Source organism: Streptomyces sp. NPDC085481, assembly GCF_044541845.1.
Taxonomy (GTDB): Bacteria; Actinomycetota; Actinomycetes; order Streptomycetales; family Streptomycetaceae; genus Streptomyces.
The window spans coordinates 318,118-329,487 of sequence record NZ_JBITTJ010000008.1 but is presented as its reverse complement, the minus strand read 5'-3'; the positions used below and the strand labels follow the sequence as shown (position 1 = coordinate 329,487).

General features: G+C 67.7%; 11 protein-coding genes. 8 read left to right on the top strand and 3 right to left on the bottom strand.

The window, feature by feature from the left end; all coding sequences use genetic code 11:
- Nucleotides 1-132: 132 nt before the first annotated feature.
- Nucleotides 133-798, bottom strand: a complete 666-nt coding sequence (locus tag ACIGEZ_RS19825) for a hypothetical protein (protein ID WP_399832725.1) — start codon at nucleotides 796-798, stop codon at nucleotides 133-135.
- Between the two features lie 243 nt (nucleotides 799-1,041).
- Nucleotides 1,042-1,356, bottom strand: a complete 315-nt coding sequence (locus tag ACIGEZ_RS19820) for a hypothetical protein (protein ID WP_399832723.1) — start codon at nucleotides 1,354-1,356, stop codon at nucleotides 1,042-1,044.
- Nucleotides 1,357-1,544: 188 nt separating this feature from the next.
- On the opposite strand from ACIGEZ_RS19820, the gene ACIGEZ_RS19815 reads away from it, so the two are divergent.
- The 8 genes from ACIGEZ_RS19815 (at nucleotide 1,545) to ACIGEZ_RS19780 (ending at nucleotide 9,553) form a co-directional block, all read left to right on the top strand.
- Nucleotides 1,545-1,904: a hypothetical protein gene (locus tag ACIGEZ_RS19815; protein ID WP_399832721.1), complete on the top strand. Its 360-nt coding sequence runs from the start codon at nucleotides 1,545-1,547 to the stop codon at nucleotides 1,902-1,904.
- Nucleotides 1,905-1,921: 17 nt separating this feature from the next.
- Nucleotides 1,922-2,602, top strand: a complete 681-nt coding sequence (locus tag ACIGEZ_RS19810) for a hypothetical protein (RefSeq protein ID WP_399832719.1) — start codon at nucleotides 1,922-1,924, stop codon at nucleotides 2,600-2,602.
- The gene (locus ACIGEZ_RS19805) at nucleotides 2,599-4,728 is read left to right on the top strand and encodes a hypothetical protein (RefSeq protein ID WP_399832717.1); all 2,130 of its coding nucleotides are present in this window, start codon (nucleotides 2,599-2,601) and stop codon (nucleotides 4,726-4,728) included. Before ACIGEZ_RS19810 ends, ACIGEZ_RS19805 begins: the two co-directional genes overlap by 4 nt.
- A gap of 25 nt (nucleotides 4,729-4,753) precedes the next feature.
- Complete coding sequence (locus tag ACIGEZ_RS19800; RefSeq protein WP_399832715.1) at nucleotides 4,754-5,146, top strand: hypothetical protein; 393 nt, start codon at nucleotides 4,754-4,756, stop codon at nucleotides 5,144-5,146.
- An 87-nt stretch (nucleotides 5,147-5,233) separates the two neighbouring features.
- Entirely contained in the window at nucleotides 5,234-5,533 is a 300-nt protein-coding gene (locus ACIGEZ_RS19795; RefSeq protein WP_399832713.1) for a hypothetical protein, read from the top strand.
- Complete coding sequence (locus ACIGEZ_RS19790) at nucleotides 5,530-7,590, top strand: hypothetical protein (protein WP_399832711.1); 2,061 nt, start codon at nucleotides 5,530-5,532, stop codon at nucleotides 7,588-7,590. The genes ACIGEZ_RS19795 and ACIGEZ_RS19790 overlap by 4 nt, the downstream gene beginning before the upstream one ends.
- 682 nt (nucleotides 7,591-8,272) lie before the next feature.
- Complete coding sequence (locus ACIGEZ_RS19785; protein WP_399832747.1) at nucleotides 8,273-8,866, top strand: hypothetical protein; 594 nt, start codon at nucleotides 8,273-8,275, stop codon at nucleotides 8,864-8,866.
- A 21-nt stretch (nucleotides 8,867-8,887) separates the two neighbouring features.
- The gene (locus ACIGEZ_RS19780) at nucleotides 8,888-9,553 is read left to right on the top strand and encodes a TnsA-like heteromeric transposase endonuclease subunit (RefSeq protein ID WP_399832709.1); all 666 of its coding nucleotides are present in this window, start codon (nucleotides 8,888-8,890) and stop codon (nucleotides 9,551-9,553) included.
- 248 nt (nucleotides 9,554-9,801) lie between these two features.
- Here the strand turns inward: ACIGEZ_RS19780 and ACIGEZ_RS19775 are convergent, their stop codons facing one another.
- On the bottom strand, nucleotides 9,802-10,881 hold the full coding sequence (locus ACIGEZ_RS19775; protein ID WP_399832707.1) for a protein phosphatase 2C domain-containing protein: 1,080 nt from the start codon (nucleotides 10,879-10,881) through the stop codon (nucleotides 9,802-9,804).
- Nucleotides 10,882-11,370: the final 489 nt, after the last annotated feature.

Genomic DNA, 11,370 nt, shown 5'->3' with positions numbered 1-11,370 from the left:
GTCGCAATCCACACCGAACCCGGAAGGCCCTCACCCGTTCAAGATCCCTCAGCCGAGACCTGCATCACCCGTCCACAACCTCCCTGGACAGAACATCTAGGGCCTGGGTCTCGTCCCAGAAGACTTCGTCGATCATCTCGGGGTCCTCGAAGCACGCGTGCAGCAGCGACGTGGAGACGAGGTCGAACACGCCCTGGGCGACGGCCGCCTTGACCATGAGATCAGCCTCGAGGCTGCCACCGAGGCGGGCCGGGTTGTCCGGTCGAGTTCGTCGTGCAGCGCATAGCCCCACGCGCTCGCCATCGCGGCGAGCGCGTTCGCGTCACAGTCCGCCAGGTGGTCCGGGCATCGAACGATGATGAACGGCCTGATCGGCGACTGCGTGCACCCCGGTTCCTGGCACAGTTCCCTGATCATGTCCTGGCTGAGGACGAGGGAGAGGCGCCGTTCGCTGCACCTGATCACCGCCCCTTCCAGCGGGCTTACCGACTCCACTCGGAGCCGGGCATCCGTTCCCTCCTGGGCAAGCGTGCCGGCGAGTTCCAGAACCGTGCCGTAGGGGACGACCGTCCCGAGCAGGGCGGACTCGAACACCCTCGGCGCGAACTCGTCGGGATAGCCCCAGTCGACATCGGCCGGTGGCTGCGTGGAGCACTCGGTGAGCAGCTCCTTCAGGAGGAAGGCTCGCTCGACTTGTCGGGGTGCCTTCGTCAGCGCGTGGGCGGCCTGGGTATAGCGGCGTCCGGTGGTCTGCTGCGCTGCGCGGATCTCCGCCTTGCGCTTCCTGTCCCTGGTCACGAAGGTCTCCTTCGAGGCATGCCCACGCCCATGCCGAAGCAAGGCCATCCAAGGTGATCAGATCGATGTCGCGCGAGTCGGAGACCCTTATCCGCTGACCAAGGCGCGTGGGTGCCTTCGTGGTGGGGAGATTGGCAGGCGCGTGCTGCCGCAAGGGGCAGCGTAGCGTACAGACGGGAGAGGACCGGACCAGCCGGCGGATCCGACGGCTTGACGGCATTGGTGAGCCCGCCGGTGGTGGCCTCATTCGTGCGCAGCGATGGACTGCTGCATCACCTCGGACAGGCCCTCACCACTGACCCGCAGTTCACCGACTCCGCCGACGCACGGGCACTGTACGAGGCGGTCCAAGCCCAACGCCATGCCGCGGCGGCGACCGGTCAGGTGATGCTGGGAAAAGCCCTGGAGGGCCGCCCCACGCTCGCCGCGCTGTTCCAGGCTGACACTTCGGCGCTGCGCGACGACCTCGACCCGCAGCTCTTGGACCGGATCGAGCAGCTCCTGCAGCAGCAGTCCAAGGGCTCCACCCCGAGTGGCAACGCCCGCTTCGACGCCCACCTGTGGAGTCCCTGCTCGAGGAGCTGGCCATCAGCCCCGCCTGGAAGGCTGGATGCTGGACTTCGTGGAGCGGAGGGGGGACTTTCCCCGTCGGCCGCACTCCTCGACGCGGGTGCCGATCACCATGGTCCGTCGGCACGGCGGGGCGGGCCGGGCTACTGGCTCGTCTGTACCTGACGAAGGCAGACGTGGTCGCGGCGGTGGTCCTGATGGTGTGCCTGACCGGGGAGAACCTGGGGACGATCGTCGCGGCAACGACCGCTCACCACCGGCCTGACGGCGAGACGGACGGCCCTGCGAGCGCGGTGGTCGACTGGCTTAAGCCGCGCCGCGGTCCGGCGCAGGCGCACCGTACCGTCGCCCTCCAGCAGGGCCGGGACGTCGGCGGCCGGTGGGACCTGCATTCACCGTTCGGCCTCTACACACTCCTGTGCGACATCGGCTCGGTCACGCGGGCCCGGACTGGCAGCGACGGCCTGCTGGTGTACTTCGCCGGCACCGGCCCGCACGGGGCGGGGTTCCGTTCGGAGCTCGCGCACGGGCGCTGAGCGTCTAATCGAAGGAGATGGCGATCCGCGTCCCCGGCAGCGGGCCGGAATCTGCGCCGCTGCAGGTCGATTCGAGGCGGCTGCGGCTGACCTGGCTGGAGCTCAACCAGCGGCCGGTCGCGCACAGCGAGCGCACCCTCGCCAACGACTACCTGGCCCGCAACCGTGGCGATCTGGCCTCCTACCAGAAGGTGGTCGCCGATGTCCTGGCCCAACAGGTCGCCAAGGCACGGGCCCTTCCCCTGGTGTCGGTGATAAGCGAAACCGACCTCGCCGAAGCCCGCCAGAGCCCCGGCCCGATCGCCGAGCACCTCGGCCTGACCGCCGACGCGCTCGCCGAGCTCTTGACCGGACGGCAGGACACCGTCCTTGCGGCCTGCACCTCCTTCCACGACAGCCCGCATGCCCCGCCTGGGCGGCCGTGTCCGGCGTCGTTCCTGCTGTGCCTGTCGTGCCCGTGCGCGCGTGCCACCCCGCAGCACCTGCCGCTGCTGGCCCTCACCCTGGAGAAGATCAACGCCCGCCGGACGGCCCTGCCGCCCACGGCGTGGGCTTCCCGCTACGGCGTCCCCGCAAGCCAGCTGGCCGACCTGCTAGCCCGATTCCCCTCCGACACCGTGAAGGCCGCCCGAGCGGAGTGCGGCGAGCGCGAGCACGACCTCATCGACCGTCTCCTGAACAGGGGCCTGGACCAATGACCCTTCCTCTCCCTGCCGGGCCGCTCGAAGCCTCCCCTTCGCGTCCATCGCCCGGTGAACTTGTCCTGCGCGACCGCCCCCTGCGCCCCCGTACCGACGAGGCGGCGCTCTCCCGGTTCGGAAGGGACCGCTGGGACCTGACCCCAGGACTGTTCGAGGACCATGCCAAAGCCCTGTCGCCGGACTTCACCACTGTCCCCGCCGCCTACCGGAGCACCGTCAAGCACACCGTGTGGCTGTGGCTCAACCCGCCTGCCGGCAGTCCTGGCCACTACCGGGTGAAGAAGTCCCGGCTCGCCGTCCGTACCGTCGCCACGTGCTTCCGGCCTCTGCGGGCACTGACACTGTGGCTGGACGCGCGGGGCCGCACCCGACTCGCCGATGTCACCGACACCGACCTCGACGACTTCGCCGCGCACGTCCGCGCCGCGAACCTGCCCCACGAACAGGGCGAGGACCTCCTCGCAGCGGTGGTCCGCCTGTGGATCATCCGCGACCACCTGCCGCAAGGCGACCGGCTCCCACCCGCCCAGCCATGGGGCGGCGAGCTCCTGTCCGACGTCCTGGGCACCCGACGCCCCTCAGCGGGCGAGAGCCGAACCACGCGCATCCACCCGGCGACCATGACCGCCTTGCTGCACTGGGCCCTGGCCTTCACCGAGGTACTCGCCGACGACATCACCGCCGCGTTCGACGAGTACAAGGCCCTGTCCGTCCGCACCCTGCCCGGCAGGGCCGCCGGTACGGCGCCCATCCCCGCTCCCCGCGCTCCGGGCGAACGCAGCCGCGAACTGACCTGCCTGCTCGACGAGTACCGCCGCCGCGGCCTTCGGCTGCCCGGCCGCCGCGGACCCGACGGCGCTCTACGGCCGAACTACTCCCACCTCGCCAGGCGCATCAATGTAATCTCCCTCATCCAAAGCCCCCATCTGATGCGGCTCGTGGACGCCTGTGAGCTGCCCCTGACCGACGGGGCCCCGCTGTTCGCGCCGGTGACCGCCCACCTCGACGGCACGCTGTGGCGGCCTGATCCGATCACATACGAGGAAGCGCTGGTCCTGGCCCGGTGCCTGAGCACGGCCTGCTTCATCGTCATCGCCTACCTCTCCGGAATGCGCCCTGGCGAGGTCCTCAACCTGCGCCGCGGCTGCGTCGAACGCGACGCGGTCACCGGTCTGGTGCTCCTGCGAGCGACAGAGTGGAAAGGGGTATACGACGACGCCGGCCACCACCGGCCGCAAGGCCACCTACGTCCAGATCCTTGGGTCGTCGTCGAGCACGTTGCCCACGCCGTCCACGTGCTGGAAAACCTCCACGACACAGACCTGCTCTTCCCCACCACCCTCAACATCGACGGCCGGGCCACCGCCGCCAGCCTGTCCCAGCGCGCGGGCAAGGCGCGCAGCGACAGCATGGCCAACTCCGACCTCAACGCCTTCATCACCTGGGTGAACAGCTACTGCCACGCCCACGGCCGGGACGACGCGATCCCACCCGATTCTCACAGGCCGGCGATCAGCACCAGCAGGCTCCGCCGCACGCTGGCCTGGTTCCTCGTCCGTAAGCCCCGCGGCCTGGTCGCCGCCGCCATCCAGTACGGCCACATCCGCGTCCAGATGACACTCGGCTACTCCGGCACCTACGCCTCTGGCTTCCCCGACGAGCTCGTCTTCGAGGAATGGCTCGCCCGCCTCGACCACCTGGCCGAGGCCCGCGACCGCCTCGTCGCCGGCGAACACGTCAGCGGCCCGGCCGCCGACCGCTACCGCCATCGTGTCACCGCCGCCGCCCGCTTCGCCGGCCGGGTCCTGCATACCCGCCGCGACGCCGCCACCCTGCTGGCCAACCCCGACCTCATGATCTATCCAGGCACCGGCATGACCTGTGTCCTCGACCCCGCCCGAGCCGCCTGCCTCCTCACTACCGACGAGGACAGCCCCCGCCGCACCCCCGACCTCGACGACTGCCGCCCCGCCTGCGTCAACATCGCCCGCACCGACCGCGACATCGCCACCGTCCGGGCCCAGGCAGAGCAGCTGCAAGCGATCGTCGATGCCCCCTCGCACCACCGATCCGCCACCGACGCGAGCGACAGGCACTCGAGCGACTCACCCGGCGAGTCCTGACCGATCACGAACAGCGGAAGACACCGTGACCACCGACCGCCAAGCCGAACGCCACGCCGTCCAGGCCGCCGCCGACCGCCTCCTGGCCGGCACCCCGACCCGCTCCACCGGTGCCCTGACCATCCTGCAGCTCGCCGCCGAAGCCGGCGTCAAACGCTGGGTCCTCACCCACAAGCACACCGACCTCAAGGACGACTTCCTTGCCCGCCGCACGGCAGCCAACGGCATTCCCCCCGCCTTCCAGCACTACAAAGCCCGTGCGGACGAGCTGGAACAACGAAACCACCGCCTAATCGAGGAGAACCGACACCTCGAAGAGAAAGTGCAGGTCTACGCCCAAGTGATCGGCGAACTCCTCACCGAACGCGACCGCATCTCGCGTTCGAACCAGTGGCACGAGCCCATAAGAGTTGAGTGATGCCAACGTGCGGTGTGCCTGGTATCACGGAGGTCCGCCGGTGCGGAGACTCCTATTGCTGGTCGGGGTCGGAGCCTGGAGGACGCCATGGAAGCAACAGTGCTGGCAAAGATCGGAGCCGGGTTGTTCGGCTTCGTGATTGGGTGGATCACCTACCGCACTCTGCGTCGTCGTACTGGACCGGCGCTGTTGTCGGACATCTCGACCGTGATCGGTGCCGTGGGGGGTGCGGCGGTGGCCGCATTGCCCTTCGATGACCCGGACATGTTCGGTGTCTACGCGATCGGCCTGGGGGCCGGGTTCTTCGCGTACCTCGGCATCGCGTTCGCTGTGCCGAGCAAGAATACGGGGGATCAGGACAAGGAGCCGCCGGGTTGGATGGGATGAACAGCGAGGCCAGGTGGATCCTCCGCGTATTGGAATCCGCCCGCGCTCAGCTGGCGGAGGAGGCCGGCGAGCAGTGGCCGCGGCTGCTAGTGGACCTGGACGACCTGCTGGACCAGGCCCACGGCGGCCGACTAACCGAGACGGGCTTGACTCGACGGCTTGACGCGCTCATCGAGCACTACCCAGTGGTGGGCCATGTCCTGGCGGACGCCGTTAGCCCACAGGTACTCATGGAACATGATGCCTACCTGGAGTGGCACCCCGCATTCGAGTGGGCGGCTGCTGACGACTTGACCAGACCCCGGTTCGTCAATCTCGCAATTGAACCTCGCGGTAGCCATGACCTTGTGGCCCGTGGCGAGCCGCTGGAGCCCGCGCGTGACTACTTCGTCAGGTTCGACCTTGGCGACGTCTCGCAGGACAGCATCGTGTTGGGCGCCAAGGACCACGCCTTTCCATCACACGAGCTGCCGGAAACGACGAAAGGGCACTGGCTCGATGTGGCACTGACCAGTGCCGACCTCGACGTTGAACTCCGCAGCCAACACTTCTTCCTGCCTCGCCACGGACCCGGCTGGGGCTGTCCTTGCAAGCCGGAGACCCCTCATGATTGCTCGCCCGAAACTCGCCACTCCCACATCTTCTTCCGCTTCCGCACCCCGGCGACCCCGGGAAGTGCCGAGGCGCGCGTGTCCGTCTGGCATCGCAACCACCTCGTCCAGTCCCTGAAAATCGTCGCCGACATCGCGCCTGCCGGCGGTGCTGGTGACCACGTGGCAACTGTCGACTACACCCTCACCTCCGAACTCACCGACCTCGATGAATTCGCTCCCCGTGGACTGAGCGTGCTAACCAACCAGCGGCCCGACGGTACGCACAGCCTCATCTTCAACGGTGGTGGAGGGGAGATCGGCTTCACCGTCGCAGAAGCAGCTCTGACCCAGGAGATGGGCCGCGTAAGGCAGTTGCTGCTTGACGTGCACGCCGAAGGACCTGAGGAAGAGCGCCACAACCTGCTCAACGACCGCAACGGCAAGTCGCCTGCACAGTTCCAGCAGGACCTTGAGCGCCTCGCCCGGCAGGGATGGAGGATGTGGGCAGGGTTGCTCTACCAGCAACCGGAACGACTGCGCGAGGTCAGTCGCGGGCCGACCACCACCATCCAGGTCGCGCGAGTACCCCTCACCACATTCGTCTACCCGTGGGCCGCCGTCTACGACCTACCGATCGACCCCACGCCCGACGCGCCCCTCACCCTGTGCCCGGTTGTTCAGGACTGGGACGGTACCTCGGACATGATCAGTTCCTATCCCGATCGCTGCCCCGAGTGGGAACGTCATCAGCGTAAGAACACCCTGTGCCCTTTCGGATTCTGGGGCATCCGGCATGTCATCGAGAACCCTCCGTCGACGCGCACGCCCGCCAGGCAAGTCAGCGTCGTCGACGAACCCCGCATTGTGCTCGTGCGAAACCAGAATCTGAACGGGAAGCTGACCAGCGGGCACGCAGCCGCACTGCAACATGCACTCCCTGGTTTCACCCTCACCACCGCCGACAGCCTGGAAGAAGTCGGCACTGCTCTAACAGAATGCGACCTCGAACTCGTCGAATTCTACTGCCACGGTAAAGGCGACCCCACAGGCCATTGGCTAGAGGTGGGCAGCGGCGACCAGCTCCACCCTGACCAGATTGCTACTTGGGAGATCGCGAACTGGGCACCGCCGAACGGACCGGAAGGACACTGGCAAACCACAACACCGCTCATCATCCTCAACGGCTGCCATACGGTCGAGCTGACGCCACAGTCCCCTGTCAACTTCGTCGACGCCTTTGCTGCCGTTCACGCAAGCGGGGTAATCGGAACCGAGATCAGCACACACCAGTCGCTGGCCGGCGAGGTAACCGAGCGGATGCTCACCCACTTCGCCCCCGGCCAGATCGGGATGGGCGAAGCCGCCCGCCGTACGCGTCACGACCTCCTGGCCAAGGGAAACCTGCTGGGCCTCGCGTACACCGCATACTGCTCAGCGGACCTCCGGCTGGTTCCCTTGCGCTGAGCCGCCCGGTCTTCTCGGGCACCACTTTATAGGGTACACGATGCCCGGGTCGCGACCGTCCCCGCCGTCAACTTCATCCGCGTCCTGGAGGGACGCATGCTGGGGCGGCGGCCGCCTTCCGTTCCAGAACGACGGAGGTCGTCCCGGGCCCACCTCGCCGAGCCCTCGTTGACGGGCCGCCTCTACTTCATCTGTGACTGCGTGCGGGCATCGGTGTCGAGCAGAGACAGCTCGTGCGTGTGGTCGAAATCCGCCGTATCCGTCATGGAGGTGATCGATCGAGCGACCGGCGGGCACGAGCCCCGGAGCGCGAGAGCGGTACTTTTCGCCGTGCCTGCGCAACACGGGCTCCAAGGCCTACAGCGACGTATCCGACAACAGCGCCAAGGTCATCGACGCCAAGGCCGGCGGTTCTGCTACTGGATCAGGGAGACGACCGCCAGCCCTGGCTTCGGCGGTACCTTGACGATCCCCGTCGGCGGGACCGCGCTCGGATACGTCGCCTAGAAGGTGCCAGCCGTTCCAAGATCGCCAAGATTGCCGTTCACGATGGAGGGGCGGGGGACGACGAGTCGGCGCAGCCGCCCGTTCCTGACCTGCGGATGCGACACGGTGATCATCTGAACAGCCGTGGCACGGCGACTGTGACCCGCTCCACAGTGCGCAACAGCATCCCGGACAGCTGCGCCAGCACTACTCCCCGACCGCAGCTGAATCTCCGCACCGAGCCAACCAAGCCATTCGGTCCGTCCTGTCAATACAACAACCACTAACGAGCGATAGAACCCGCGGTAACGACGACCGCCCCGTCATCCCCGCAGCCGTCCCCAAGTCGATCAGCGCCGTTCACCGGTTCGACGAGGACGAACTCGATCCCGACCGGCACCATCGTGCCGTCCTCGGTCTAGCCGAGCAGCTCGGCGCACAGCTCCGCGACACCCACGAAGTCGCCCAGGCCCTCACGCTGACGGTGACGTACGCAGACCGCACCAGCACCACCCGCACCCGGACACTCAAGGAGGCCACCGCCCACACCCCCGCACTCGCCGACACCGGACGCGAACTCCTCGCCCTCCTCGGACTCCAGCGCGCCCGTGTCCGCACGATCTCGCTCCGCGCTGAACGCCTCATGCCGGCCGAGACGGCCACCCACCAGCTCACCTTCGACACCCGCGACGACAAGGCCCGCGACCTCGAAGCCGCACTCGACCACGCCCGCACCCGGTACGGCCCCGGCATCGCCGGCAGCGCGAGCGCGTACCGCCGCGCCAGCTGACACCTGGAGGGGACGTCGGAAGTGGGGATCGCCTCGCAGCCGTTCTGGCTGCACTGGCACGACGGCGAGCGTGAGCGTCGGCATGCTCCGGACTATTTCGTCCGACGCGCGGACGGCTCGGCGGGGGTCGTCGATGTCCGTGCCGATGAGCGGATCGAGCCGAGGGACGCGGAGGTATTCGAGGTGACACGCCTGGCCTGCCGTCAGGCGGGATGGGGCTTCGAGCGGGTCGGGGTTCCGGAGGAAGTGCTGCTGGCGAATGTCCGGTGGCTGTCGCGTTACCGGCATCCCCGGTGCCGGCGCGGACCGGTCGTGGACCGGCTCCGGGAGGCTTTCGCGGCCCCGGTCCCGCTGATGGTCCGCAACGGCGTGATCCGGGCGGATCTGACGCTCCGTCCTGCTGCCGAGGCGCGACGCACGACGCCGATCTCCGGCGCCGCTGTTCTGCGACCCATGTGGGACATCGGACACCTCTCGCCCACCGGTGGACGTGCGGTCAGCATCGCCTCGCTCTGTGTGGAGAACATGCCCGTTCTCGAGCCCGGCGGCCGAGCCACGGTTCGCCTCGTGCCCCTCACCCCCTCCCAGTGGACGCACGTCCAGCCTGGTCAGCGGATCACCATGCACGAGGACAGAACAACGGCCGGTGTCCTGTTCCAGATAAGTGTGGGCAGGGTGAGGTTCTGACCTGCGGTGCCTACGGTTGAGTGGGACAGGTTGGCGGTCGGTGTCCCGCTCAACCGTAGGCAGCATGATGGTTCACCCGCGGAGCCAAGCCAGCAGGCGCCGTGGAGTCGGTCGCCATGTGCTGGCCGGCATGGATCGGGGAGCCGATTTGGCTTTCCTGACTTGTTGGGCGAGTCGGTATTCGTCCGCCTCGCGTATGAGTTCATGAGAGCGGATCTGGTGCAACTCGAAGTGCATGCCGCTCGCTCCTATTGCTGGAGCTCCATGACGTCGGCGACCACGCAGCTGACGTTGTCGGGGCCGCCGGAGCCGTTGGCGAGGGCGATGAGTTCGCGGACCGCCTGCTCGGGCTCACTGATCTCGGAGAGCACCCGGTGGATCTCTTCGATCGGCACGACGGTGGAGAGGCCGTCGGAACAGAGCAGGTAGCGGTCTCCCTGCTGGGCGTCGTGCAGGCGCATGTCGGGGGTGCCATCGGCTCCTTGGCCCAGAGCGCGTATCAGCAGTGATCGCTGGGGGTGGGAGGCGGCTTCTTCCGGGCTGAGGCGTCCTTCGTCGACCATCGACTGGACCATGGTGTGGTCGTGGGTGATCTGGAACAGCTCTCCGTCGCGCAGGAGGTAGACGCGGGAGTCGCCGATGTGGACGAGGGCCAGCTGTGAGCCGGTCCAGAGCATCGCGGTGAGTGTGGTGCCAGCCTCTTCGGGCGATGAGGCGGGTCCGGCGACGCCGTTGACGGCCTGTTTGGCCTGTTCGATGGCGTCCTCAAGGAGGTTGAGGAGATCGCCTGCCGGGATGCTGTCGGTTTCGAGGCGCTTGAGCGCGTCGACGGCGGCGGCGCTTGCGGGGGCTCCTCCGCTGCCGAAGCCGTCGGCGACTGCGAGCAGGCGGGACCCTGCATAGGCGGTGTCCTGGTTGCTCTCACGGACCAGGCCCGTGTCGGAAAGAGCGGCGTAACGGATTCCCAGGGGCTTGGCGGTCGGAGACATAGCGGGGTCCTTCCAGGACAGATGGCCGATGAGGAAGGAAGCGAGGTCTCGCCGCACGGCGGTGTCGGCCTCGACCTGGGCCCAGAACGCGCGGACCTCCCGGGCTGCCGGGCCTGCCTCCAGCGTGCAGACGTGCTGGATGCGGGCCAGGGTCATCCCCAGGCGCCGGAGCCAGGCGACCAGCCGGGCTTGCTCCAGCTGTTCCGGGGCGTAGAGACGGTAGCCGGTCACCGGGTCGACGCGAGCGGGAGTTAGCAGACCGAGCTCGTCGTAGAGACGCAGCGCCTTCGGTGACAGCCGGGATGCCTTCGCGAACGTCCCGATGGTCAGCAACCCCATGCCCGTTCTCCTCCTCATGCCGAGCACGTCGCCCGGCCTCACCGATGCTGTGGCCTCCCCCAAGGTGAAGGTCAACCAGAGTCCTGCTCCGGCTCGGTCAGATGGTCTCCCACTCGCTCGGCGGCTGAGTGATCAGTCAAGGACGCCGATCCGTCGGCGGGCATCGATGCCTCACCGGGCCGTGGACGCGGTTGCGCCTCTTGGAGGGTTCAGGAGGCCTTCGATCTGCCTGGCTGTGGCCTCGATGGTGGTGCTGAGCCACGTGCGGCTGGTGCCCCGCAGGGGCGTCTGCAACGGGAAGCGGCGGTGGAATTCGGCGAGGGCATGTGTGGCGGCGAGGAGATCTTCGCTGAGGATGGACTGTCTCCAGTGGACGGATGCGAACAAGCTGATCAGTGTTGGCTATGACGACTTCTTGGGGAGTCGTTTGTCGATGGGTTTGGGAGGCGTGTGGCCCGGTGTGCAGTGATCAACATCGATGAGTTTTGA